23 protein-coding genes and 1 tRNA gene are annotated in these 23361 nt (G+C 68.8%); 15 read left to right on the plus strand and 9 right to left on the minus strand.

Annotated elements, in window-relative coordinates:
* Nucleotides 1-92: 92 nt before the first annotated feature.
* Entirely contained in the window at nucleotides 93-842 is a 750-nt protein-coding gene (locus BIX52_RS17175) for a DUF1013 domain-containing protein (protein WP_075222309.1), read from the minus strand.
* Between the two features lie 177 nt (nucleotides 843-1019).
* Entirely contained in the window at nucleotides 1020-2009 is a 990-nt protein-coding gene (locus tag BIX52_RS17180) for an NAD(P)H-quinone oxidoreductase (protein WP_205647839.1), read from the minus strand.
* Between the two features lie 235 nt (nucleotides 2010-2244).
* On the opposite strand from BIX52_RS17180, the gene BIX52_RS17185 reads away from it, so the two are divergent.
* A complete protein-coding gene (locus BIX52_RS17185) occupies nucleotides 2245-2436 on the plus strand; it encodes a DUF1192 domain-containing protein (protein WP_075222360.1) in 192 nt (63 codons plus the stop codon).
* A gap of 54 nt (nucleotides 2437-2490) precedes the next feature.
* Here the strand turns inward: BIX52_RS17185 and BIX52_RS17190 are convergent, their stop codons facing one another.
* Nucleotides 2491-3156, minus strand: coding sequence for a septation protein A (locus BIX52_RS17190; RefSeq protein ID WP_075222310.1), 666 nt, complete (start codon nucleotides 3154-3156; stop codon nucleotides 2491-2493).
* Between the two features lie 119 nt (nucleotides 3157-3275).
* Between BIX52_RS17190 and lptB the strand changes: the two genes are divergently transcribed.
* The 4 genes from lptB to ptsN all read left to right on the plus strand — a co-directional run bounded on the left by lptB (nucleotide 3276) and on the right by ptsN (nucleotide 6859).
* The gene (gene lptB, locus BIX52_RS17195) at nucleotides 3276-4142 is read left to right on the plus strand and encodes an LPS export ABC transporter ATP-binding protein (RefSeq protein ID WP_083660419.1); all 867 of its coding nucleotides are present in this window, start codon (nucleotides 3276-3278) and stop codon (nucleotides 4140-4142) included.
* Nucleotides 4143-4205: 63 nt separating this feature from the next.
* Nucleotides 4206-5549 carry an RNA polymerase factor sigma-54 gene (gene rpoN / locus BIX52_RS17200; protein ID WP_281249209.1) on the plus strand — a complete coding sequence of 448 codons (1344 nt, stop codon included), beginning with the start codon at nucleotides 4206-4208 and terminating at the stop codon, nucleotides 5547-5549.
* A 214-nt stretch (nucleotides 5550-5763) separates the two neighbouring features.
* Nucleotides 5764-6378: a ribosome hibernation-promoting factor, HPF/YfiA family gene (gene hpf / locus BIX52_RS17205; RefSeq protein WP_075222312.1), complete on the plus strand. Its 615-nt coding sequence runs from the start codon at nucleotides 5764-5766 to the stop codon at nucleotides 6376-6378.
* A gap of 4 nt (nucleotides 6379-6382) precedes the next feature.
* On the plus strand, nucleotides 6383-6859 hold the full coding sequence (gene ptsN, locus BIX52_RS17210) for a PTS IIA-like nitrogen regulatory protein PtsN (RefSeq protein WP_075222313.1): 477 nt from the start codon (nucleotides 6383-6385) through the stop codon (nucleotides 6857-6859).
* 6 nt (nucleotides 6860-6865) lie between these two features.
* Here the strand turns inward: ptsN and BIX52_RS17215 are convergent, their stop codons facing one another.
* Complete coding sequence (locus BIX52_RS17215) at nucleotides 6866-7831, minus strand: calcium-binding protein (RefSeq protein ID WP_171973592.1); 966 nt, start codon at nucleotides 7829-7831, stop codon at nucleotides 6866-6868.
* Between the two features lie 199 nt (nucleotides 7832-8030).
* On the opposite strand from BIX52_RS17215, the gene leuC reads away from it, so the two are divergent.
* Nucleotides 8031-9431 (plus strand): 3-isopropylmalate dehydratase large subunit, encoded by a 1401-nt coding sequence (leuC, locus tag BIX52_RS17220; protein ID WP_075222315.1) that lies wholly within the window; start codon nucleotides 8031-8033, stop codon nucleotides 9429-9431.
* Nucleotides 9432-9518: 87 nt separating this feature from the next.
* On the opposite strand, the gene BIX52_RS23725 is transcribed toward leuC, so the two are convergent.
* On the minus strand, nucleotides 9519-10196 hold the full coding sequence (locus tag BIX52_RS23725; protein WP_075222316.1) for a hypothetical protein: 678 nt from the start codon (nucleotides 10194-10196) through the stop codon (nucleotides 9519-9521).
* A gap of 108 nt (nucleotides 10197-10304) precedes the next feature.
* Entirely contained in the window at nucleotides 10305-11177 is an 873-nt protein-coding gene (locus tag BIX52_RS17230) for a polyprenyl synthetase family protein (protein ID WP_075222317.1), read from the minus strand.
* 99 nt (nucleotides 11178-11276) lie between these two features.
* Here BIX52_RS17230 and BIX52_RS17235 point away from each other — a divergent pair, with 99 nt between their 5' ends.
* The 7 genes from BIX52_RS17235 to BIX52_RS17265 all read left to right on the plus strand — a co-directional run bounded on the left by BIX52_RS17235 (nucleotide 11277) and on the right by BIX52_RS17265 (nucleotide 17194).
* Nucleotides 11277-11957, plus strand: a complete 681-nt coding sequence (locus tag BIX52_RS17235; protein WP_083660424.1) for a biosynthetic peptidoglycan transglycosylase — start codon at nucleotides 11277-11279, stop codon at nucleotides 11955-11957.
* Between the two features lie 123 nt (nucleotides 11958-12080).
* Nucleotides 12081-12266: a 50S ribosomal protein L32 gene (gene rpmF / locus BIX52_RS17240; RefSeq protein ID WP_075222318.1), complete on the plus strand. Its 186-nt coding sequence runs from the start codon at nucleotides 12081-12083 to the stop codon at nucleotides 12264-12266.
* 184 nt (nucleotides 12267-12450) lie between these two features.
* Nucleotides 12451-12888 carry a hypothetical protein gene (locus BIX52_RS17245; protein ID WP_075222319.1) on the plus strand — a complete coding sequence of 146 codons (438 nt, stop codon included), beginning with the start codon at nucleotides 12451-12453 and terminating at the stop codon, nucleotides 12886-12888.
* Nucleotides 12889-13082: 194 nt separating this feature from the next.
* Nucleotides 13083-13157 (plus strand) — tRNA-Gln (locus BIX52_RS17250).
* A 326-nt stretch (nucleotides 13158-13483) separates the two neighbouring features.
* Nucleotides 13484-13987 carry a DUF3291 domain-containing protein gene (locus tag BIX52_RS17255; protein ID WP_075222320.1) on the plus strand — a complete coding sequence of 168 codons (504 nt, stop codon included), beginning with the start codon at nucleotides 13484-13486 and terminating at the stop codon, nucleotides 13985-13987.
* A 663-nt stretch (nucleotides 13988-14650) separates the two neighbouring features.
* Nucleotides 14651-15727, plus strand: coding sequence for a molybdate transporter family protein (locus BIX52_RS17260; RefSeq protein WP_170126426.1), 1077 nt, complete (start codon nucleotides 14651-14653; stop codon nucleotides 15725-15727).
* 144 nt (nucleotides 15728-15871) lie between these two features.
* Nucleotides 15872-17194: an adenylate/guanylate cyclase domain-containing protein gene (locus tag BIX52_RS17265; protein ID WP_139312798.1), complete on the plus strand. Its 1323-nt coding sequence runs from the start codon at nucleotides 15872-15874 to the stop codon at nucleotides 17192-17194.
* A 137-nt stretch (nucleotides 17195-17331) separates the two neighbouring features.
* Here BIX52_RS17265 and BIX52_RS17270 read toward each other — a convergent pair whose 3' ends face one another.
* Together BIX52_RS17270 and BIX52_RS17275 are read right to left on the minus strand one after the other, a co-directional pair.
* The gene (locus BIX52_RS17270; RefSeq protein WP_075222362.1) at nucleotides 17332-18531 is read right to left on the minus strand and encodes an aminotransferase-like domain-containing protein; all 1200 of its coding nucleotides are present in this window, start codon (nucleotides 18529-18531) and stop codon (nucleotides 17332-17334) included.
* A 386-nt stretch (nucleotides 18532-18917) separates the two neighbouring features.
* Nucleotides 18918-19841, minus strand: a complete 924-nt coding sequence (locus tag BIX52_RS17275; protein WP_075222323.1) for a hydrogen peroxide-inducible genes activator — start codon at nucleotides 19839-19841, stop codon at nucleotides 18918-18920.
* A 200-nt stretch (nucleotides 19842-20041) separates the two neighbouring features.
* On the opposite strand from BIX52_RS17275, the gene BIX52_RS17280 reads away from it, so the two are divergent.
* Nucleotides 20042-20926, plus strand: a complete 885-nt coding sequence (locus tag BIX52_RS17280; protein WP_075222324.1) for an MBL fold metallo-hydrolase — start codon at nucleotides 20042-20044, stop codon at nucleotides 20924-20926.
* Between the two features lie 196 nt (nucleotides 20927-21122).
* Nucleotides 21123-22862: a SulP family inorganic anion transporter gene (locus BIX52_RS17285; RefSeq protein ID WP_075222325.1), complete on the plus strand. Its 1740-nt coding sequence runs from the start codon at nucleotides 21123-21125 to the stop codon at nucleotides 22860-22862.
* A gap of 215 nt (nucleotides 22863-23077) precedes the next feature.
* Here BIX52_RS17285 and BIX52_RS17290 read toward each other — a convergent pair.
* Nucleotides 23078-23361, minus strand: a 284-nt coding sequence (locus BIX52_RS17290) for a transposase (protein WP_139312799.1), incomplete at its 5' end; no start/stop codon positions are given.

The following is a 23361-nucleotide window of genomic DNA, read 5'->3' on the forward strand; positions in this document are numbered from 1 at the left end:
TGCCACGGGGGTCCCAGCAACCCGTCCTCTCACCGCCCGCATAGCCCGGCGCACCCCACGGGCGGACCGGGCGACAGCGGCGGTGCGGGGCCTCAATCCTCGTCGTCGTCCTCGTGACGCTCGCCCTTCTTCCAGGCGGAGAGGCCGGAGAAGACGGCATCGGGGTCGATGTCGCCGCCGCGGTCGCGGCCGTGGCCCATGCCGCGGTCGTCCATATAGTCGCGCTCCAGGCTTTCCTCGACCGGCATGAGCGCGTCCGGCTGGTCGCCGAGGCCCGCCGGTATGACCGCCGGCTGATGCGTGATCCCGGCCTCCTTGGCGGCCACGTCCACCTCACGGTCGAGGTCGATCTGGCTGCACAGGCCGAGCGACACCGGGTCGAGCGGCGTCAGGTTGGCCGAGTTCCAGTGCGTGCGCTCGCGGATCGCGCCGATGGTCGCCTTCGTGGTGCCGACGAGGCGGATGATCGCCTGGTCTTTCAGCTCCGGGTGATGGCGCACCAGCCACAGGATGGCGTTCGGCCGATCCTGCCGCTTGGAGACCGGCGTATAGCGCGGCCCCTTGCGCTTCAGCTCGGGCACGATGGTCTTCGGCTTGGAGAGCTTCAGCCGGTAGCCCGGATTGGCCTCGGCGCGCTCGATCTCGGCACGGGTCAACTGTCCGGTCTGGATCGGATCGGCGCCCTTGATCCCCTGCGCCGCGTCACCGTCGGCGATCGCGCCGACTTCCAGCGGATGCAGCCGGCAGAAGGCCGCGATCTGGTCGAAGCTGAGGGACGTGTTGTCCACCAGCCAGACCGCGGTGGCCTTCGGCATCAGCGGAGTATCGGGATCGGATTGCATAAACTCTCCTTGCGCTCTCGCACCGGGGCGCGAGAACCCGAACGTCTGCCGGGTTTTTGAGGAATGGTTGGAATATAGGTCGCATCGCGGGGCGACGCAAATGATCTTGCCGCAAGGTTCGGGCGCCGGACAGCGCCCGCGCCAGCTTGCGGCCCGGCCGCCCCGCTCCGCCCGGCCTTACGGGACGAGCACGATCTTTCCGATATGGCCTGAACTTTCCATCCGCCGGTGCGCCTCGGCCGCATCGTCGAGGGCGAAGGTCTTGTCCATCACAACGCGGGTACGCCCCTCCGCGAAGAGGGGAAAAACATCCTCCTCCAGCGCGCGGGCGATCTCGGCCTTGAAGGGGATCTCGCGGGCCCGCAGCGTCGACCCGGTGTGGACGAGGCGCTTCATCATCAGCATCGAGAAGTTGACCTCGGACGGCCCGTTCAACGTGGCGATCTGGACGATGCGCCCCTCCACCGCGGCGACCTTCCAGTTCTTCGCGGTGTAGTCGCCGCCGACCATGTCGAGCGTCAGGTGGACGCCGCCGGGGGCGAACTCGCGGATCGCGTCGACGAAATCCTCGCGGTTGTAGTTGATCGCCCGGTCGGCGCCGAGCGCGATGGCGGCGGCGCACTTCTCGTCCGACCCCGCGGTGGTGATGACCGATGCGCCGAACGCCTTGGCGAGCTGGATTGCCGTGGTGCCGATGCCAGACGTGCCGCCGTGGACGAGGAAGGTCTCGCCCGCGCGCAGGCGGCCGCGGTCGAACACGTTGCTCCACACGGTGAAGTAGGTCTCCGGGATGCCCGCCGCCTCCTCCATGGAGAGGCCTGCGGGGATGGGCATCGCGGTCGCCTCGGCAACGGCGACATATTCGGCGTAGCCGCCCGAGGCGACGAGGGCCATCACCTTGTCGCCCGGCTTGAAGCGCGACGTCTCGCCACCGCTGTGAACGACTTCGCCGGCGATCTCGAGCCCCAGGATCGGGCCCGCCCCCTTCGGCGGCGGATAGTTCCCCGCGCGCTGGATGCAGTCCGGCCGGTTCACACCCGCGGCGGCGACCTTGATGAGGATCTCGTCGCTCTCCACGGTGGGGACGGGGTGGGTCCCGATCTCCAGAACATCGGGCCCGCCGGGTGTCGGCGCGGTCACTGCGCGCATCGTGGTGGGGATGTTCATCGGGTTCTCCATCGCTTCGGCCTATGCGGCCGCTTTATCTGTCGTGCGATTTAGGGTGTGCCCTGGCGAGCGCCAGCGCGGCAAGGGCCGGCGGCGGACGGCGAGGCCCGCGCGCGGGCCGATCCGCTAGGGTCCTGCCCGCAAAAAAGGCTTGGGGCGCCTTGCGACCGGGCGTGCCTTGCCGGGGCAAGTCCGCGGACCCACACTGTGGGTGTCGTCGGACCAGGAGGAGAGCATGTTGGACCCGGACGAAGCGCCCCGCCGGCCGAAAACCGCACACACCTTGGGCGAAAGCCTGGACCGCTTGTCGGTCCGTGACCTGGAAGAGCTGAAGGCGGCCCTCTCCGCCGAAATCCAGAGGATCGAGTCGGAGATCGCCAAGAAGGGCGCGTCTCGCGATGCCGCCCACGCTGTGTTTAAATTTTAGGCACGGCGGATGAACCGGAGGGCGGCGGCCGCGGATGGGCGCCGCCCATTCGGCTCACCCCTTCTCGTTGCCGGCGTCCTCCGCGGCGAGTGCGCTTCCCTCGACCGCATGCTTTTGCAGCAGAGGAAGCTGCGTCAGCGTAAAGAGGACCGTCAGCGGCATGGTGCCGAACACCTTGAAGGTGACCCAGGTGTCGGTGGAGAAGTTGCGCCAGACGACCTCGTTGAGCGCGGCCAGCAGCAGGAAGAAGAGGCCCCAGCGCATGGAGAGCTTCCACCAGCCCTCATCGTCGATCTGAAAGACGCTGCCGAAGACGATGGCGAGCAGCGGCCGCTTGAAGAAGGCGAGGCCGCCCAGCAACGTGGCCGCGAAGATGAGATTGACGATGGTCGGCTTCATCTTGATGAAGGTGTCGTTCTGAAGATACAGCGTGAGGCCGCCGAAGACGACGACGATCGCCCCTGAAATCAATGGCATGACCGGAACGCGGCGGTAGATCGCCAGCGACACCGTGAGGGCGGCGACGGTGGCCACCATGAAGGCGGCGGTCGCGGCCATGATGGGGACGGTGTCGGGCTTCAGGGTCGCGAAAGGGGCGAGATCGGCAAATCCCCAGTCGAGCGCCTTCGCGTTGACGAGGAAGAAGGTGATGAGGGGCCCCAGCTCAAGAACGAGCTTCAGCACGCTCCCCTGCTGGTGCGTGCTTTGTGCGGCGGCCATAGTTCCTCCAACGTGCTGGCATTCCAAAGGCGTGAACGCGGTCGCCAAAGGCGCGAGCGCCCTTGCCAGATGCCACTTGCCGCGTGCAGTGCAACACCGAACACGGTAAAAATCTGGCCATGGACCAAACTGCCCCATCCCGATCCGGCTCTAAGCCGCCTGGCGGAGGCCCGTCCGCGAACCGGCGGGCCAAGCCTAACGCGCCGGAGGGCGCATCGCCAACCGCGCCGCGACCAAACGTCCCGCAAGATGACGCCGCGCCGGGCAACGGCCTCGTGGTGCGCGGCCTCGCCAAGACCTACGGCCGCCGCACGGTGGTGCGGGATGTGTCGCTGCGCCTCGCCCAGGGTGAGACGGTGGGTCTCCTCGGCCCCAACGGCGCCGGCAAGACCACGGTGTTCTACATGATCACCGGCCTCATCAAGCCCGACAAGGGCGCCATCACCCTCAACGGCTTCCCGGTCACGCATTTGCCGATGTACCGGCGGGCGCGGCTCGGCATCGGCTATCTGCCGCAGGAGGCGTCGATCTTCCGCGGCCTCACCGTTGCACAAAACGTGATGGCGATCCTGGAGCTGACCGAGCCGAACAAGGCGCTGAGACGGCAGACCCTGGCCGAGCTGCTCGACGAGTTCGGCCTCACGCGGCTCGCCGGATCGCCCGCCACCGCGCTCTCGGGCGGTGAGCGGCGGCGGGTGGAGATCGCCCGCGCCCTCGCCTCCAAGCCCGACTTCATGCTGCTGGACGAGCCCTTCGCAGGTGTCGACCCGATTGCCGTGTCCGACATTCAGACGCTGGTCCGGCACCTGACGCAGCGCGGCATCGGAGTGCTCATCACCGACCATAACGTGCGGGAAACGCTGGGACTTATCGACCGCGCGACGATCATCGCCAACGGTGAGGTGCTGACCGAGGGAACGCCTGAAGAGATCGTCGAAAACAGAGATGTGCGGCGTTTATATCTCGGCGAGCAATTCCGCCTTTGACTCGCGGTGCCGGATGTTTAATCAATTTGGAAGCAAGGATCGCGCCAAACGGATTGCACCGACGTGACACCATCTATCCGGCTCGTTCAGTCCCAGAGACAAACTTTGGCCATGACGCCGCAGCTGATGCAGGCCATCAAGCTGTTGCAAATGTCCAATCTGGAACTCGAGACCGCCGTCCGCGAAGAGGTGGACCAGAACCCCTTCCTGACCCTCTCGCCGCGTGGTGATGGCCGGGTCGCTCCGAAGCGGGACGTGTCGGGTTCGTCCGTCAGCCTCGACCCCTTCGCCGCCGTCCCGGTGCGCGAGACTCTCGCCGACCACTGCCGCCGCGAGGTCGCCGGGCTGAAGCTCACCACCCGCGAACGCGCCATCGCCGATTTTCTGATCGGCTCGCTCGACCCAGACGGCCGCCTCGCCGCCGATGCGATCGACGATACGGTCGTCGGCCTCGGCGTCGCCCCCGCGGAAGTCCGCGAGACGCTGAAGAAGGTTCAGGCGATCGAACCGGCGGGGCTTTTCGCCCGCGATCTCGCCGAGTGCCTCGCCCTGCAGCTTGCCGCCCGCGGCGAACTCGACCCCGTCGCCAAGCGCGTGCTCGACAATCTCGCCCTCGTCGCCAAGCGGGACGTGCGCCGCCTCGCCGACGTCGCCGAGACCACGGAGACCGCCGTCGTCGAGGTGCTGACGCGGCTGCGCGGCCTCGACCCGCGGCCGGGCCTCGTGTTCGACACGACGCCCCTCGTCGCCATCGAGCCCGACGTGATCGTGCGGCGCCGCGCCGAAGGGGGCTTCATCGTCTCGCTGGACACGCAGCGACTGCCGCGCGTTCTGGTCGACGCGGACTACCACGCCGAGGTGACGGCGATGGGCAACGCCGCCGCGGCGAGCTTTGCCAACCAGTGCATGCGCTCGGCCCACTGGCTGACCCGCAGCCTGGACCAGCGGGCGCGCACCATCGTCAAAGTGGCGAGTGCCATCGTGGCGCGCCAGCGCGCCTTTTTCGAGGGCGAGGCACAGCATGTTTCGCCGCTGACCCTTCGCGAGGTGGCGCAGGACATCGGCATGCACGAATCCACCGTTTCGCGCGTGGTCTCCAACAAAGCGCTGTCGTCGCCGCGCGGGGTCTATCCCTTCCGCACCTTCTTCGCGGTCGCAATCGACGCCGGAGACGGGTCGATCTCCGCCGAGGCGGTGCGCGCGCAAATTCGCCGCATCGTGGACAACGAGACGGCCACCCATGTTCGTTCGGACGACGAGATTGTCCAGACGCTGAAGAACAGCGGGATCGTGATTGCGAGGCGCACGGTGGCCAAATACCGCGAGGCGATGAACATCCCCTCCTCGGTCGAACGCCGCCGCATGGCGCGGCATGACGCTTTTAACGCCACCGGATCACGGCGGTGACGAATGCGTCGCAGCAATCCAACTGCTGCGGACCTCTGTCATTGACACCAATGTCGTGCGAGCCTAGGACGCTGCGCCACGGCTCGGCGCCGACGACGATCGTGTGTCCGTGACAATCCATGTTTCAGATGTCGCGGAGATGACAGGCCGTCGCTCGGCCGGGGTCTCCGTTCAAGGCTCGTCGCAGACGACATAGAAACGATTTGGGATTGTCATGGCCCTCACCATCGCTGGCAAGAACATGGATATCGGGGACGCCCTCAGGGCACGCATCGAGGAGCGTGTCGAGGCGTCCGTCGGGAAGTACTTCGACGGGAACCACACGGGCCAGGTGACCGTTTCCAAGTCCGGCGCCGGATTCGACGCGGATTGCACCATCCACCTCGATACCGGCATCGTCCTCAAGACTTCGGCGAGTGCGGGCGACGCGACGGCGGCCTTCGAACAGGCGGCCGAACGCATCGACAAGCGCCTTCGCCGTTACAAGCGGCGCCTGAAAGCCCACAAGAGCGGCCCATCCATGGCCGAGGTGGAAGCGGCAGCCGCGAACTACACCGTTCTCGCCGCGCCGGACGAGGACGAGGAGCTCGAAGCCAACTATGCGCCCCTCGTCGTCGCCGAGACGCCGACCAAAATCAAAACCATGACCGTCTCGATGGCGGTCCTACAGCTTGATCTGATTGATGCCCCTGCGCTCATGTTCAGAAATGCCGCAAACGGATCCCTCAACGTGGTCTACCGCCGCGGGGACGGGAACGTCGGCTGGATCGACCCGTCGCTCGCCGCGGGCGACGCGCCGGCCGGCGCCGTTAAAGCCACTGCGGATTAATCCAGTGGTGCTGACCGATCTCCTCGCTCCTGACAGCGTCGTCCAGGGTTTGGACGTAGGCTCGAAGAAGCAGGCGCTTCAGGAGATCGCCAGCCTCGCCGCACGGCGGACGGGGCTGCCCGAACGGGAGGTGTTCGACACGCTCTTGCAGCGCGAACGCTTGGGTTCGACCGGCGTGGGGCATGGCATCGCCATCCCCCACGGCAAGCTGGTCGGGCTGAGCAAGTTGTCGGCCTTCTTCTTTACCCTCGCCCAGCCGATCGACTTCGAGGCGCTGGACGATCAACCCGTCGACCTCGTCTTCTGCCTGCTGGCGCCCGAAGACGCCGGTGCCGACCACCTGAAGGCGCTCAACAAGATCGCCCGCACGGTGAAGCAGCCGGGCATGATCGACGCCCTGCGCGCGGCCGAGGACGCCAAGGAGCTCTACGCGCTTCTGACTGCGGCGGCCGCACAGGCCCCCGCCGCGCAGGCGTCCTGAGCGGCCTCAGATCGCGAAATCGTCCGCCGTCAGATCGTAGCTCGCACCGGTGAGAAGGATTTGCAGCGGCACCGTGCTCGTCTCGCTTTGCACCGAGACGAGCGTCGCCGCCGCGCCGCCGACCAGCGTGTCCTGGAAGCGGATCTCGTCGCCGGTGCCGAGGAAGCTCCCCGCCTCGCCCAGGAACAAAGCGTCCGGGTCGACGATCTCGCTGATCGACAGGCGGTCGCGGCCCGGCTCGAAGTCGGTGATCGTGTCGATCCCGGCGAAGGCGTTGCTGTGGCTGATGTCGCCGAACACGAAGAGGTCGCGCCCGGCCCCGCCCGCCATCGTATCGGCGCCGAGCGCACCGTCGTTGGTTCCGGCATTGATGTAATCGGCACCGTCGCCGCCCGAGATCCAATCCGCGCCGGCGTCGCCGAAGATCGAGTCGCGGCCGCGCTCGCCGTAGATCACGTCGTCGCCGAACTCGCCGCTCAGCCTGTCGTCGCCCGCCCCGCCGAACAGCGTGTCGTCACCGGAGGCGCCGATCAGCCAGTTGTCGGCGCGGTCGCCGACGATCGTATCGTCGTAGGCCGAGCCGGTGATGTCCTCAATGTTGCGCAGGGTGTCACCCTCCGCTTCGCCGCCATGTTGCAGCCGTTCGGTGAGATCGACCGACACGGCCGCATCCGAGTTGGCGTAGCTGGCGCGGTCGCGGCCGCGCCCCCCGTCGATGGCGTCGGCCCCCTCCCCGCCGGTGATGGTGTCGTCGCCCGACCCGCCCGAAATGTCGTCGTCGCCCTCGTTGCCGTAGAGCGTATCGTTGCCGCCGCGGCCGAGGAGCGTGTCGTCGCCGGCATAGCCGGTGATCGTATCCGCACCGCGCTCGCCGACGAGCCGGTCGGCGCCGGGCGACCCGTCGATCACGGCGCTGATGCCGATGCCGCCGGGAACGCCCTTCAGAATGGTCGATATCATCAATGCTGGCATGGATGTGGGCCTCTGTGCGCCCGTAAGACCGACAGCGACACTTGTCGAAAACAAGGCGGGCCCGCCAGATGTGATCCCGCCGCACGGGCTTGTGACCCGGACCATAGACATTGCCTATAACCCGCGGCGATGATGGCGGCTTGCCAAACCCCCGTCCGGTTGGCAATTGAAGTCTTCAAACAAAAAGGAGACGTGAGCCATGGCGGCGCGCACGCTGTACGACAAAATCTGGGACGACCACCTCGTCGAAATCCAGGACGACGGCACGGCGCTTCTTTATATCGACCGCCACCTCGTCCACGAAGTCACCAGCCCGCAGGCCTTCGAGGGCTTGCGTCTGGCCGGCCGCAAGGTCCACGCCCCCACCCGCACGCTGGCGGTGGTGGACCACAACGTTCCCACCACCGACCGCTCCAAGGGGATCGACGATCCGGAGAGCCGGACGCAGGTGGAGACGTTGGCCCAGAACGCGGCCGACTTCGGCATCGAATATTATGACGAGCTCGATGAGCGTCAGGGCATCGTCCACATCGTCGGCCCCGAGCAGGGCTTCACCCTGCCCGGCATGACGATCGTGTGCGGTGACAGCCACACCTCAACCCACGGGGCCTTCGGCGCGCTCGCCCACGGCATCGGCACGTCCGAGGTGGAGCACGTCCTCGCCACGCAGACGCTGGTGACGCGCAAGTCCAAGAACATGCGGGTGAACGTCAACGGCGTCCTCCCGGCCCATGTGACGGCGAAGGACATCGTCCTGTCCATCATCGGTTCGATCGGCACCGCGGGCGGCACCGGCTATGTCATCGAATATGCGGGCGATGCCATTCGCGCGCTGTCGATGGAAGGGCGGATGACCGTCTGCAACATGTCGATCGAAGGCGGAGCGCGTGCCGGCATGGTGGCGCCCGACGAGACGACGTTCGAGTATATCGCCGGCCGGCCGAAGGCGCCGAAGGGCGCGGCGTTCGAGCATGCGCTCGCCTATTGGCGCAGCCTCCCGTCCGACGACGGCGCCCACTTCGACCGCGAGATCACGCTGGACGCGGCCGCGCTGCCGCCGATCGTCACCTGGGGCACCTCGCCCGAGGCGGTGATGTCGATCGAAGGCGCGGTGCCCAACCCCGCCGACATCGCCGACCCGCAGAAGCGCCGGGCGATGGAGCGCGCGCTCGACTACATGGGCCTGACGCCGGGCACGCCGATGACCGACATCGCCGTCGACAAGGTGTTCATCGGCTCCTGCACCAACGGGCGGATCGAGGACCTGCGCGCGGTCGCCGAGGTCGTGCGCGGCCACAAGGTGGCCGAGGGCGTGTCGGCGCTGGTGGTGCCGGGCTCGGGCCTCGTGAAGGCGCAGGCCGAGGCGGAGGGGATCGACAAGCTCCTCATCGAAGCCGGGTTCGAGTGGCGTGAGCCGGGCTGCTCCATGTGCCTTGCCATGAATGCCGACAAGCTGGGGCCGGGCGAGCGCTGCGCCTCCACCTCGAACCGCAACTTCGAGGGCCGGCAGGGCTATCGCGGCCGCACGCACCTGGTCTCGCCGTCGATGGCCGCGGCCGCTGCCGTCGCCGGCCATTTCGTGGACGTGCGCAAGCTCTGAGCTTCGCCGTCCCGGACCGAACGCGAAACGCCCCCGGACCGTGCTGGTCCGGGGGCGTTTTCGTATCCGGCTTGATCGGCGTGCGGGTCACCAACGGCGATAGGGCACCGGCGCGCAGCGGTTGATGATGCGCACCTCGCGCCCATAGGGGCCGTAACGCACGATGCGCACGCGGCAGCCGTTGGCGCTGACGGTGCGGCGCGGCCCGCCATAATAAGGCCGGCCATGGTAGGGACGCGGGTACACCGGAGGGCCGTAGCCGGGACGTCCGTAGCCGGGCCGGCCGTGATAGCCGTGCGCGTGATGCGGCGGGCGCGGCTTGCCGCCGTGATAGCCGCCCTGATGGCCCCCATTGTGACCGCCGTGCGAGCTGTGGCCGCCGTGGTGGCCTCCTCCGCCGCCATATGAGGGTCGGCCGCCGTGATCGTGCACCGTGGTCACGGCCGGTGCGCCGGCCGGAGCCTCGATGCGAAGGGGCGCCGCCTCGGCCGCGTTGATCGGCACCGCCATCACCGGCACGGCGCCGATGATCGAGACCACCGCCAACGCGCGCATCCGCCCCCGCACCGCGCGGGCGACGCCGCTCAGCGCCCGCCCTTTCAGCGCCCACGCCGGTTGCGCCTGGTGTCGATCCTCGGCCCGCCGCGAGCCGTTCTGCGGAATCGCGCCGCCGCCGGTCGGCGCCAGATGGGCCGGGACCCTGTGCGCCGCATGGGTGCGAGCCGGGTGGGTCGCGCTCGGATCGGTCTCGGTGTGGTCGGCCATGGCGGGTCCTCCGTGTGGTGGAGGCACCTTCGCAGCCGCAGGCTGAAGCGGTGCTGAGCCGCCCGTTCAGCCTGGCGTCATCTTGCGCCACGCTTCACCGTCGCGGGGTCAGGACCGCCGCTCGGCGACGAAGCGGCACGCCGCGCGCAGGATGTCCGCGCGCGCACCGAAGGGGCCGAGCGCCTCCATCGCCTCGGCGACGATCTCCGCCAGCCTGCCCCGCGCCGCGGCGGGGCCGATCAGCCCGACCAGGGTCGCCTTGTCGGCCTCCGCATCCTTGCCGACGCGCTTGCCGGTCTCCGCGGCCGTACCCTCCACGTCGAGGAGGTCGTCGGCGAGCTGGAACGCCTCGCCGATCAGCCGCCCGAAGGTGACGAGGGCGGCCCGCTCCGCCTCCCCCGCGCGGCCCAGGATCGCCCCCGCCTCGCAAGAGCCCGCGATCAGCGCGCCCGTCTTCATCGATTGCATGAGGCGGATGCCGGCGGCGTCCAGGCCGATGGCGTTGAGGTCGCGGTACTGGCCGCCCACCATGCCGGAGTTGCCGGACGCGCGCGCCAAGAGCCCCGCCAGCGGTCCCGCGAGGTCGGGCGGCACGGGCGGTGCGGTGATGATCTCGAACGCCAGCGCCTGCAGCCCGTCGCCGACCAGGATCGCGGTCGCCTCGTCGTAAGCCTTGTGGACGGTGGGCTGGCCGCGGCGCAGATCGTCGTCGTCCATGGCCGGCAGATCGTCGTGCACGAGGCTGTAGGAGTGCAGCGCCTCGAACGCTGCGCCCACGGAGGCGGCGGCATCCTGCGGGGCGCCGAACAGGCTCGCGGTTTCGATGACGAGGAATGGACGGAATCTTTTTCCGCCCTCCAGCGTTGCATAACGCGTGGCCTCCTGAAGGCGGTCCGGTATCGAGGGAGACGGCTGAAGTGCAGCATCCAACACCCGGTTCGTCGCCTCGGCCGCCGCGGCCAGCCGTGCGGCGAAATCCATCACGCCCCTCCCTCGTCCTCCACCGGCCATGCTAGGCAGCGCTGGCGGTGCATCGTCCCGATCGCAAATATCGCATGCTTGAAAGTAGGGGGTAGCGCAATGGCGGCCATACTGAGGGCAATCGGCGCTGCGCTGGCGACCGTGGTGATGATCCCGCTCGTCTTGTCAGTGGCCTATGGGATCATGGACCCGCCGTCCCTCGCCGTGATGCGCGCGCGTGACGCGGGAGTCGCGGTGAAGCAGGATTGGGTGCCGCTGGAGGAGATGACGCCGGATCTGGTGCGCGGCGTCATCATGGCCGAGGACGCGCGGTTCTGCCTTCACTGGGGCGTCGACCTCAACCAGATGCGTATGGTGGTGCGCGAGGTGATCGACGGGGGGTCACCGCGCGGGGCGAGCACCATCACCATGCAGGTGGTGAAGAACCTGTTCCTGTGGCCGGAGCGCAGCTATGTGCGCAAGGCGATCGAGGTGCCGCTGGCGCTGTGGATGGATCTCGTTCTGTCGAAGGACAGGATTTTGGAGATCTATCTCAACATTGCTCAGTTCGGGCGGGCGACCTATGGTGTGGAGGCGGCGGCCGAGGCGGCGTTCAGCCTCCCTGCCGCCGACCTCAGCCGCGAGCAAGCCTTGGCCTTGGCGACCGTTCTGCCGGCGCCGGGGGTGCGCAATCCGGCCAATCCGGGACGGCGGCAGCGCGCGGTGATCGCCCATGTCGAACGGGAGCTTGACCGGGCGCCGTGGGTGTTTACATGTCTGGACGCGCCCTTTCGGATGTGAGGGCGGTTGCGTCCGGACGCGCGAGCTTGTATTGGCTCCGCTTCTGGCGGTTGTTGCCGCCACCCCAACATTTAGAGATGACCTCCGCGCATCCAACGTGGCGCGGACGATGGAGTTACGACCATGGCTGTGCCCAAGCGCAAGACCTCCCGCATGAAGCGTGGCTTTCGCCGTTCCGCCGACGCGCTGAAGGCCCCCGCGTTCGTCGAAGACAAGGACTCGGGCGAGCTGCGCCGTCCGCACCACATCGACCTGAAGACCGGCCGCTATCGTGGCCGCCAGGTGCTGACCCAGAAGAGCGACGACTGATCGGTGATCGCGCGGCCGGTTATCCGGCCGCCGCACGCCGGTCGTGACCGGCAGACCAGGCCGGTTCGGCGACCGCGGGGTGATCAAATCGCTCCGGTGATGGAACCGAGTGCCCCTTGCCGTGCTTGATCCGTTGGTAACGCTCGACCAATCGAGCGTATGAAACGATCGCAAGGCAGTTCAGATGGGCCTCTTTCCGTTTACTCTCATTCCGCTGGTGCTCTACATTTTTGCGGGATTGTTCCTCTACCAGGAGCCCCTGGTGGCGCCCAATGCGGGCGATCCGAACGTGATCCCCTTCTGGAGCAACACGGTCGTCGACGTGACCCTGGTGTCTGGGCAGGAATGGACGCTGAGCTACAGCGACCTTCTCGTCGCCTTCGCCATCCTGCTGATGCTGTTCAGCATCCTGCGCACCGCGAGCACCAACCGGATGACCGTGCTCGGGAACATGGTGATGGTGCTCGTCCTGTGCGTCTACATCGTCATGTTCCTGACCGTCGAATTCGCCGGCACGTCGACCTTCTTCCTGCTGACGATGGTGGCCCTGATCGACACCTTGTCGACCGTTTCGATCTCGCTCGTGGCGTCCCACAGCACGGTCGACGCCGTCCCCGACTGAGCCCCGCTCGGCTCCGGCACCCCCGCCGGAGCCTTTGTCCGTCCGCGTCCTGCTCCGCCCGACTTTCCGCCACGCGCCCGCACCGCGCCGGCCGGGTGAGGCGGCCGGCGCATTTCCTCATGTGGGCATCAGCGCATGAGCGGCGCCTTCCGGTTGCCGCCGCCCACGGAACCGGCTAAACGATGGGCGCGCATTGGGGCGTAGCCAAGCGGTAAGGCAGCGGTTTTTGGTACCGCCATGCGCTGGTTCGAATCCAGCCGCCCCAGCCACCTTCGCCCCGGCAATGGCCGCCCCCATCCCCCCCCCCTGCATGACGTGAAGGCCGGACGGAAACCCGTTCGATGCCGCCAAGTCCGGTCGCCACCGCGACTGCATGGCCTACCCGTCCGAAACGGCGGCTGAAGACGAGCGATCATCTGGCGGCGGAGACATTCGCACTGAGGTCACGGCTATTGCGCGGACCACCTCGGCCGCCCGGCTGCCTCCTCGGGGAAGAGACGGGGTACGGCATGCCGGTTGCGGGAGCGGCCGCCGGCCGATAAGCCGTCGAGGCCGCGCACACCGTCACCCCGCTCATCAGTCAACCAATCGCCTCATGCAGACCCCGGCCGGGCATCATCTCGCTCAGTTCAATTGGGCCACGTTGCGTCATGATCCCGCTGACCCGCGCGTCGCGGAGTTCATGGAGAACGTCGCGCGGATGAACATGCTCGCCGAGCGGATGCCGGGTTTCGTCTGGCGTCACCTCAACGACCGGACCGCGCTGCGAAAACTGGCACGGACCGGCACCTTCGCTCCGGCGCGGCGCTTCACCACGACGCTGTCGGTCTGGACGGACCTTGCGGCTCTGGAGAGGTTCGCCTTCAAGACCGTGCACAGCCGCTTCTACAAGAAGCGTGCAGCTTGGTTCGAGCCCCACGAGGGGCCGTACATGGTCTTCTGGTTCGTGCCGCAAGGGTATCGTCCGCTCATTCCGGAGGCGGTGGAGCGAGCGGAGCACATGCTGGCCCGCGGCGACAGCGCTCATGCGTTCGGCTGGGACTGGGCCCGAGCGGCCGCCCCGCCGGAGCCCGCACAGACGGCCGCGGCGCAAAGTTGAACCTGAGCCGGTGCCCGGCCGGACCGCGCGGCACATGCCCCGTCGCACGAAACCACGGGCACCACGTGGGACTATCGGCCGCTTCGCCGGACGATCCGGCCAGCGCGGGAGAAGCCGCGCCGCACGGGCCAATCGGGCGCCGCAGCCGCCATCAGGCGCGGCTCGAGACCATTGGGCGCCGCATTGAACAATCGGCTGCGGCTCGGGCCAAGCGGGCGGCGCGCAAGCCCATTGGTTGCCGCTGCGGCATGCGATCATCAGGGGGCTATGCAAGCCCATCCGCCCCGCGCCATAGTCCCGGCAACAACGGCGAGATGAGGCTTTGACGGCGACGGGAACGCGGCGATGAACGCACGCGACGATGGATCCGCAGACCCCGCCGGTACAGCAGGCGACCAGCCCGCCGCCGGTAAGGCCTCCGGCACGCCCGCAGACGGCGCCCCAAGTGAGCCGTGCGGCATACCAGCGGACGGTGCACCCGACGAAGCGTGCGGCATGCCCGGTGAGCAGTGCAGCGTGCCCGCAGACCGCGCGCCCGGCAAGGTGTCCGGCGTCCCACCAGACGGCGCACCCAACAAGCCGTGCGGCGTGCCGGCAGACGGCCCACCCGGCATGGGCGCGTCCGGATGCGGCGGCCCTGCCGCACCGCGCGGCGGACGCATCATGGCGGCGGTCGGCGAGGTTTCGGGCGCATTCGGCGATCTCGGGACGCTGCTCCCTTATGTGGTGCCGATCATCCTCGCCGGGCTCGCCGCACCGGGCCCGGTGTTCGGCGCTTTCGCCGCAGCCTACCTCACGGTCGCGGTGGTCTACCGCGTCCCGGTGGCGGTGCAGCCCATGAAGGCGGTCGGCGCGGTGGTTCTCGCGGGGGGCCTCGGCGCGAACGGCATCGCGCTCACGGGTACGGTGCTGGGTGCGCTCCTCGTCGCCATCGCCGCGACACCGTTCCTCGGCCGCGCGGCACGCGCCATCCCCCGGTCCGTCGTCACCGGCCTGCAACTGGGCCTCGGCCTCGGCCTAGCCGCCATCGCGCTGCGCGCCATCGCCGCCGACCCGTTGACAGGGTCCGTCTGCCTCGCGGTCCTGTCGCTCGCCTTCATCGCGCCGCGCGGACCTTGGGTGCTCGTCGTCCTTCCCATCGGCCTCGTCGCAGGCGGCGGCGCCTCCCCGCCGATCGTCACCGCCGCGTCGGGCCCGCTGGACGCCATCCTTTGGGGCGTCCTGCCGCAGTTGCCGCTCACCCTCGTCAACGCCGTCGTCGTGGCCGCGGCCGTCGCCCACACGCTGCACGGCCCCGCGGCGCGGCATGTGACGGAGCAGCGCCTCGCCCTCACCAGCGGCGCGCTCAACCTCGCCCTCGCCCCCCTCGGCGCGCTGCCGATGTGCCACGGGGCAGGAGGCATCGCCGCGCACCACCGCTTCGGCGCCCGCGGCATGGGCGCACCTCTGGTGATGGCCGCCGCCTGTGCGGCCGCGGCCCTTTATGGCGACGGCGTGATGGCGCTTCTCGCCGGCATGTCGCCCGCCGCGGTCGGCGCGCTCCTCTTCTACGCAGGGGCAGAACTCGCCCTCACCCGCCGGCTCGTCGAAGCGCGGCCGGACTGCCGGCCCGTCATCGGCGCCACCGCCGCGGCCTTCCTTGCGTTTGGGCCCGCCGCCGCGCTGGCCACCGGACTGATCGCCGAGATGGTGCGCGCCCACCTCGCCCGGCGTCACGCTTTGGCCCACCTCGGCCCGTGACCGCGGGCACGAGAGGCGGCCAGCGACGAGACCCGGCGATAGGCCTCGCCGCACGCCCTCTTTGCGCATAAGATCACCGAAGCCGGGCTGGACGCTCGCCCGCCTCCCGCGGGTGCACACGACGACATGGAGCGGGGCAGCCCGGTGACGACCGCAAGATCCAGACGCACGCCGCGCCGCGGCGTCGAGGCCAGCGAAGCCCCCTACCCGCTGCTGCGCAACTTCCTGACGCTGATCCTTCCGATCGTGGCGGCGTTGCTGGTGGCGCTCGTCATCGCCGCGGCGAGCGCGCTGACGACGATCGTCGAACGCGCCTTCCAGGCCGATGCCACACGCCGCCACGCCCACATCCTCGCCACCCTGGCGACGGACGCGCCGGACGCGCTCGCCCAGTTGTCGCGCGGCGAACCTTTGAACCTGACCGACACGGTCCGCGTCCGCGGTCTCCTCGGCGAGGAGGCCGCCCGGCTGGACCTGTCCTGCATTTCCCTCGCCGCGCCCGACGGGTCGGTGCTGCTGGTCAACGGCGTCGCCTGCCCCAACCCGACGCCCGACCAGGTGGCCCGCCTGCGCGACCAGATTGAACGCCAGCTCTCCACCCCCGGCGCCTCGATCTTCCGGCAGATCCGCGAGCCGATCCCCGCCTGGCTCGTCGCCAGCGTGCCTCAGGCCGACAACGACTTTCCCGTCATCGTCGCCACCTTCCAGGACGCAGGGCCGCAGCAGGGGGTGATCTCCACCACCACCATCGCCTGGGTGGGCGGGCTCGCCGCGGCGCTCCTTTTGGCGACCGGCGCGGCGGTGGTCCTGATCGTGCGCGCTCAGCGTGAGATCGACCGCCGGACCGCCGCCCTCAACAGCACGCGCGATGCGCTGGCGCGCTTCGTCTCCAACCACGTGCGCGCCAACGTCCTGGCCGAGGCGCCCGCGCGGCGCTCCGAATCCACCGTCCTCTTCATGGACATTCGCGACTTCTCCAGCTTCGCCGACGGCGCAACGCCCGAGCAAGCCGCCGCCCTGGTCCGCAAGGTGGCCGAGATCGGCTTCAACGCCGTGCTGTCCCAGGGCGGGGATGTGGACCGGCTGCTCGGCGACGGCCTGGTCGCCCGCTTCGACGGTCCGGCCCGCTGCGACAACGCCTACGCGGCGGCCGAGGAGATCCTCACCGCGATCCGCAAGGCGAAGACCCCTCGCGCGGTCGGAATAGGGTTGATCGACGGCGTGGTGGTCGAGGCGATCATCGCCGCCGACGACAGGGCCGACGCCACGATCCTCGGGCGCACCGTGAACCTCGGGGCGCGGCTGTGCTCGGCGGCGGGGCCGGGCGAGGTGGTCGCGGCGGCAGCGATACCGCATCCCGTTCGCGGCCGCCTCGTCGAAATCGGAGTCGAGACGCTGGCCCTCAAAGGCCACCGCAGCCCGCTCGATGCGCGCCGCTATGCGCTGCGCGTGTCCGACCGCATCTGAAGCCCCGTCGCGCCGGGCCCAGCCATGCGGACCCTGCCGCCGAGAGCATGCGGCCGCGGCCCACACGCGACCGGCACGCAAACCGACATGGCGGGCGGAAGTACGCCGCGCCGATCGCCGTCAGGCGTCGCGCAGCGTCAGGCGGCCTTGCGGCGGGTGGCCTGCATCGCGGCTTTGAGCCGCTGCATCGCCGTCGCGAGGCGTTCTTCGTCGTTGAGGGTGAAGTTCAGCCGCAGCGCGGGACCGTCCACCTTCAGCGGATCGAACACGTGGCCCGGACCGACGAGGACGCCCTGCTCCACGCCGCGCTCCACCAGCGCATCGAGGTCGAGCGAGCGGTCGCGCGCACGGGCCCAGACGAACATGCCGCCGACCGGGCGCTCCCACTCGAACTCTGCCGCGAGGTGGGTCTTGAGCGCGTCGCACAACGCATCGCGGCGGGCGCTGTAGAGGGCGATCGCCTTCGGATGCACCGCGTCGATGAGCCCGCTCTGGAAGGCGCCGAGTGTCATCATCTGGGCCAGTCCGTTCGAGCAGAGGTCCGTCGCCTGCTTGGCGGTCGACAGAACCTTGATGGTCTCTTTGGCGGCCACGACCCAACCGACACGCAGGCCCGGACAGAGCTGCTTGGACATGCTGCCGAGATGGATCACAGGCCCCTCATAAGGCCCGTCCGTCCCACGCGCGCTCAGCTCCAGCAGCGTCGGCAGGCGCGGCCCGTCGAAATAGAGCGCGCCGTAGGGATCGTCCTCGACGATCGGCGTTCCGGTGGCGGTCGCCGCGGCGAGCAGAGTCTCACGCCCCTCAAGGTCGACCAGGTGTCCCGTTGGATTGGAGAAATTCGGGATGAGATAGGCGTAGCGCGCCCCGTCGAGCGCGGTGCGGGTGGCGGCGGGGTCCGCAAGGTCGATGTGGCGGTAGGACGGATCGCGCGGGCGCCACGAATCGAGCGCACCCAGATAGGTCGGGAACACGCAGGCGACCGGCGCACCAGGGTCGATCAGCGCCTTGCCGACGAGGTCGAGCGCCTGGGAGCCGCTGGCGGTCACGAGGACGTTCTCCGCCGTCACGTTGACCCCGCGGGCGCGGAACTTGGCGGCGAGTGCCTCGCGAAGCTCCGGGTTGCCGGCGGTGGGACCGTAGGCGAGCGTATCCTGAGGGTGCTCGCGGATGGCGCGGGCGGCGATGTCGGCCAGCGCGTCCACCGGGAACAGAGAGGGGTCCGGCAAGCCGCCGGCGACGTTGATGAGACCCGGAATGCGCGCCGCGCCGATGAAGCGGCTCGTCACATCGTTGGTGCGCGACAGCCAGTCGGCGAATTGGGGGGCGGCTTTCATCGTCATCTCCTCCACTTGCACGCGCGCAGGATGGGCCGAAGCCCAAGGCCGGCCGCCCGGGACCAGTGGCAACGCCAGCGCACCCGCCGGACGCGCTGATACCGCATCGCACTCCGCCGGCCGACACCCAGGCGCGCGCCCCGACAGACACACCGTCACGTCCCTCGGCGACGGCCCCCGGGTGGCGGCCCTTGTTGAGGCCTTCGGCGACGCGGCCGCCGTCCCGTCCGGCACCACGCGGCGCGGGCCGCCCTCAATATAGGCGCGAAATCGTAAAGCGAAGGCCAATCGGGTCCGGTCCCCCGCGCTTCAACCATATCAGCATAGTTGAGCCGTCCTGTCGCGCGGTCCGGGGCGGTGAATATCAGCCCGGCGCAAGCGTCGCGTCACGACGCGAGGGACGCCGCCTCGGCCACCATCATATCGCGCGCGGCGACGAGGTGGTCGCCGATCGCGCAGAACAAGCTCCGCTGGGACGAGGTCGCGCGGAAGGCGAGCGCCACGGTGCGCGGGCGCGCCCCCGGCAGGTCCGTCAGCGCGATGTCGTGCCCGCGGGCGGCCCCGGCGGCGACCGCAAGGTCGGGCAGCAGCGTCATCCCCAACCCCTGCTCCACCATGGACACCAGCGTCGGCAGGCTCGTCGCCGCGAAGGTCTCGTCCCGCGACATGGTCAGTTCCGGGAAGGCCGACAGGGCGTGGCGTTGCAGGCAGTGGCCGCGCTCCAGAAGAAGAAGATCCCGCCCCTCCAGATCCGCACCGTCCACACTGTCGCGGTTGGCGAGCGGGTGGCCGCGCCGCGTCGTGAGCTTGTAGCCGTCGTCGAACAACGGGACGGCCACGATCTCGCGTGGCAGATCATGCGGCAGGGCGATGATGGCGAGGTCGAGCCGCCCTTCGGTCAGCCCGTCGATCAGGGAGGCGGTCAGCTCCTCCCGCAGATAGAGCCGGAGCGCCGGAAAGGCGGCGCGGATGAGCGGAAGCGCGCGCGGCATGATGAAGGGCCCGACCGTGGGTATCGCCCCCAGCCGCAGCGCACCCGCCCCGAAGACGCCTTCCGAGCGCGCATAGTCCTCCAGCTCGGCCACGCTGGCGAGGATGGTGCGGGCCCGCCGCGCGGTTTCGCTGCCGACCGGCGTCATCACGACACCCTGTCGGCTGCGCTCGGCCAGTTGGGCGCCGAGGGCATGCTCCAGCTCCTTCAGGCCCGTCGACAGGGTCGACTGGGTGACGTGACACGTCTCTGCCGCGCGCGAAAAATTGAGCGTGTCCGACAGGGCGACGAGGAAGTGAAGCTGGCGCAGGGTCGTCATTGACCAATTCAATCACAATCACGCGACAAATCAATTTCCCAGATGACGATGCGTGCATCATGTAAGGCAAACAGGGTCTATCGTCGGCATCGCGTGACGCTAACAGCCTCGTCGCAAGCCGGCGCCAGCGGGCGGGGCGCCGGTCCCGCCGTGGTGCGGCTTTCTGGCCGCGCCCATTCAGCCATCATCGGAGGACCGTCATGAAGTACCCCGTCGACATGTCCGTTCAGCCCGAGGTCCGGGGCTTCTTCGACCCTGGGACCAACACCATCAGCTACGTGGTCAAGGACCCCGCATCCTCGTCCTGCGCGATCGTCGATTCGGTGATGGACATCGACTATGCCGCGGGCCGCATCTCCTACCGCCATGCCGACGAGGTGATCGCCTACGTGCAGGAGCGCGGTCTCACGCTGGAATGGCTGATCGAAACGCACGTCCACGCCGACCACCTGTCGGCGGCGCCTTATATTCAGGCGAAATTGGGCGGGAAGGTCGGGATCGGCGCGCAGATCACCGTGGTTCAGGAAACCTTCGGCAAGGTCTTCAACGAAGGCACGGAGTTCCAGCGCGACGGCTCGCAGTTCGACCGCCTGTTCAACGACGGTGACGTCTACACCGTCGGCGAAATGGCCTGCTTCGCCATGCATACGCCCGGCCATACGCCCGCCTGCATGGTGCACGTGATGGGCGATGCGGCCTTCGTGGGCGACACGCTGTTCATGCCGGACGGCGGCTCGGCGCGGGCCGACTTCCCCGGCGGCGATGCAGCCACGCTCTACGATTCCATCCAGAAGGTGCTCGCCCTGCCGGACGACATGCGCCTCTTCATGTGCCACGATTACGGCCCCAACGGGCGCGAGATCCGCTGGGAGACGACGGTCGGCGACGAGAAGGCCCACAACATCCACGTCGGCGGAGGAAAGACGAAGGACGAGTTCGTGAAGTTCCGCACTGAGCGGGATGGGCAGCTCGACATGCCCAAGCTCATCATCCCCTCGCTGCAGGTGAACATGAAGGCCGGTGAGCTGCCGCGCGAAGAGAGCGACGGAAAGCGCTACCTGAAGGTGCCCCTGAACGGCCTCTGAAGACGGGAACGGCCTCTGAAGACGGGAACGGCCTCTGAAGACGGGAACGGCCTCTGACGAGTGGTGCACCACCGGAGCGGCGGCAGGGCCGCGGACGATCCGGCGCCGTGCTGACGGGGCGACGGCGCACGGACCGCCGATGACGCAGCAAGACGCGCACCCGAGCGGGCGGCGCACGCAGTAAGGTTGAACGGCCATGTTCGGGAAGATCCGCGATTACGTCCCCGTGCTCGTGTGGGGCCGCCACTACAACCGCGCGGCGCTTTCCAACGACCTGATCGCGGCCCTGATCGTGACGATCATGCTGATCCCGCAGTCGCTGGCCTATGCGATGCTGGCTGGACTTCCGCCGGAAGCGGGAATCTACGCCTCCATCGTGCCGATCCTGCTTTACGCCGTGTTCGGGACCAGCCGGGCGCTGGCGGTGGGCCCGGTGGCGGTGGTCTCGCTGATGACGGCGGCGGCGGTGGGCGAGGTCGCCCAGCAGGGGACGGCGGGCTATGCCCTCGCCGCGTTGACGCTGGCGGGCCTGTCGGGCGCGATCCTCCTCGCCATGGGCGTCTTCCGCCTCGGCTTCCTCGCCAACTTCCTCAGCCATCCGGTGATCGCGGGCTTCATCACAGCGTCGGGCATCCTCATCGCGGCGAGCCAGCTGAAGCACATCCTCGGCATTCCCGCCTCGGGCCACACGCTGACGCAGATCGTCGTCTCGCTCGTCTCCCACCTCGGCGAGGTCAACGTCGTGACCCTTCTCGTCGGCGCCGGTGCCACGGGGTTCTTGTTCTGGGTCCGGCGCGGGTTGAAACCGCTGCTCGTGCGGCTCGGCGTTCCGGCGGGGGCGGCGGTCATCGCCACGCGGGCCGGGCCGGTGGCCGCGGTGGTGGCGACGACGGCGATCACCTGGGGTCTGGGGCTGGAAGACTACGGCGTTGCGGTGGTGGGCGCGGTGCCGCAGAGCCTGCCGCCGTTCACGGTGCCGTCGCTGTCGCCGGACCTCGTCGGGGCGCTGTTCGTGCCGGCGGTGCTGATCTCGGTGATCGGCTTCGTGGAGTCCATCTCGGTGGCGCAGACGCTGGCGGCCAAGAAGCGCCAGCGGATCGACCCGGACCAGGAGCTCATCGGCCTCGGCGCGGCGAACATCGGCGCGGCCTTCACCGGCGGCTATCCGGTGACGGGAGGGTTCGCTCGCTCGGTGGTGAACTACGATGCGGGCGCCGAAACGCCGGCGGCGGGCGCCTTCACGGCGGCCGGCCTCGCCATCGCGGCGGTGGCGCTGACGCCGCTGGTCTACTTCCTCCCCAACGCCACGCTGGCGGGGACGATCATCGTCGCGGTGCTGAGCCTCGTCGACTTTTCGATCCTGCGGAAGACCTGGGCCTATTCGCCGTCCGACTTCTACGCCGTCACGGCCACCATCTTGTTGACGCTCCTCTTCGGCGTGGAGGTGGGCGTTTCGGCGGGGGTGATGCTGTCGATCGCGCTGCACCTCTACAAGACCAGCCGTCCGCATGTGGCGGAGGTGGGCTGCGTGCCGCAGACGGAGCACTTCCGCAACATCAACCGGCACCGGGTTGAAACCGACCCGTCGCTGGTGACCTTGCGGGTGGACGAGAGCCTTTATTTCGTCAACGCGCGCTTCCTCGACGATTATCTGCAGGACCGTCTGGCGCGCGACGACGGAAAGATCCGCAACGTGGTGCTGATGTGTTCGGCGATCAACGCCATCGACTATTCGGCGCTGGAAACCCTCGAGGCGATCAATCACCGCCTGAAGGAGCTCGGTATCGGCTTCCACCTCAGCGAGGTGAAGGGGCCGGTTATGGACCGTCTGAAGACCGCCCATTTCCTCGACGAGCTGAACGGCAAGGTCTTCCTTTCCCAATACGACGCCTGGCGCACGCTGACCGGCCGCCCCGCCCGCTCCGCCGCCGAATGACCACGCCCCACGCCTGAGTGTCCCCCCGAACGGACCGGGCCCAAACTCCGCCAATTGATACGTCCCCCCACCCGGCAACGAGGCTCCGTCCCTCTCCCCCGCGACCGGCGAGGCGGTGGGTGGTGTGTCTGTCCTCTGGAGCCGGCCGTCGCTGACGCCCGTCAGCCCGCGGGGCGCGGTGGAGGGCAAGGGTTCAAGCGGAGTATCCGTCTTGCTCAAACGATATTCGGCACCCAATCGCGGCCGTCACGCAGCATGGCGTTGGCGATGACCACGAGTTTGCGCATGAGCGCCGTCAGCGCGACCTTGGCCGGCTTTCCCGCCGCGATGAGGCGCTGATAAACCCGCCGCAGCGCATGATTGTGCCGTGAAGCGACGAGGGCCGGCATATAAAGCGCCGTGCGCAACGCCCCGCGCCCGCCGCGGATCGTTCGCCGGCCCATTCGCATCCCGGAATCGTTCGCCATCGGCGCAAGCCCCGCAAGGCTCGCCGCCTGCC

Source organism: Acuticoccus yangtzensis (genome assembly GCF_001927245.1).
Classification (GTDB): domain Bacteria; phylum Pseudomonadota; class Alphaproteobacteria; order Rhizobiales; family Amorphaceae; genus Acuticoccus; species Acuticoccus yangtzensis.

What these genes read in the sequence shown, in the direction of transcription:
- lptB (WP_083660419.1), top strand. Translation starts at nt 3,276, where the DNA reads ATGGACCAAACTGCCCCATCCCGATCCGGCTCTAAGCCGCCTGGCGGA.
- leuC (WP_075222315.1), top strand. Translation starts at nt 8,031, where the DNA reads ATGGCGGCGCGCACGCTGTACGACAAAATCTGGGACGACCACCTCGTC.
- hpf (WP_075222312.1), top strand. Translation starts at nt 5,764, where the DNA reads ATGGCCCTCACCATCGCTGGCAAGAACATGGATATCGGGGACGCCCTC.
- BIX52_RS17285 (WP_075222325.1), top strand. Translation starts at nt 21,123, where the DNA reads ATGTTCGGGAAGATCCGCGATTACGTCCCCGTGCTCGTGTGGGGCCGC.
- BIX52_RS17235 (WP_083660424.1), top strand. Translation starts at nt 11,277, where the DNA reads ATGGCGGCCATACTGAGGGCAATCGGCGCTGCGCTGGCGACCGTGGTG.
- BIX52_RS17215 (WP_171973592.1), bottom strand. Translation starts at nt 7,831, where the DNA reads ATGCCAGCATTGATGATATCGACCATTCTGAAGGGCGTTCCCGGCGGC.
- BIX52_RS17175 (WP_075222309.1), bottom strand. Translation starts at nt 842, where the DNA reads ATGCAATCCGATCCCGATACTCCGCTGATGCCGAAGGCCACCGCGGTC.
- BIX52_RS17260 (WP_170126426.1), top strand. Translation starts at nt 14,651, where the DNA reads ATGGCGGCGGTCGGCGAGGTTTCGGGCGCATTCGGCGATCTCGGGACG.
- BIX52_RS17230 (WP_075222317.1), bottom strand. Translation starts at nt 11,177, where the DNA reads ATGGATTTCGCCGCACGGCTGGCCGCGGCGGCCGAGGCGACGAACCGG.
- BIX52_RS17180 (WP_205647839.1), bottom strand. Translation starts at nt 2,009, where the DNA reads ATGAACATCCCCACCACGATGCGCGCAGTGACCGCGCCGACACCCGGC.
- BIX52_RS17245 (WP_075222319.1), top strand. Translation starts at nt 12,451, where the DNA reads ATGGGCCTCTTTCCGTTTACTCTCATTCCGCTGGTGCTCTACATTTTT.
- BIX52_RS17255 (WP_075222320.1), top strand. Translation starts at nt 13,484, where the DNA reads ATGCAGACCCCGGCCGGGCATCATCTCGCTCAGTTCAATTGGGCCACG.
- BIX52_RS17185 (WP_075222360.1), top strand. Translation starts at nt 2,245, where the DNA reads ATGTTGGACCCGGACGAAGCGCCCCGCCGGCCGAAAACCGCACACACC.
- BIX52_RS17280 (WP_075222324.1), top strand. Translation starts at nt 20,042, where the DNA reads ATGAAGTACCCCGTCGACATGTCCGTTCAGCCCGAGGTCCGGGGCTTC.
- BIX52_RS23725 (WP_075222316.1), bottom strand. Translation starts at nt 10,196, where the DNA reads ATGGCCGACCACACCGAGACCGATCCGAGCGCGACCCACCCGGCTCGC.
- BIX52_RS17270 (WP_075222362.1), bottom strand. Translation starts at nt 18,531, where the DNA reads ATGAAAGCCGCCCCCCAATTCGCCGACTGGCTGTCGCGCACCAACGAT.
- BIX52_RS17275 (WP_075222323.1), bottom strand. Translation starts at nt 19,841, where the DNA reads ATGACGACCCTGCGCCAGCTTCACTTCCTCGTCGCCCTGTCGGACACG.
- rpmF (WP_075222318.1), top strand. Translation starts at nt 12,081, where the DNA reads ATGGCTGTGCCCAAGCGCAAGACCTCCCGCATGAAGCGTGGCTTTCGC.
- BIX52_RS17190 (WP_075222310.1), bottom strand. Translation starts at nt 3,156, where the DNA reads ATGGCCGCCGCACAAAGCACGCACCAGCAGGGGAGCGTGCTGAAGCTC.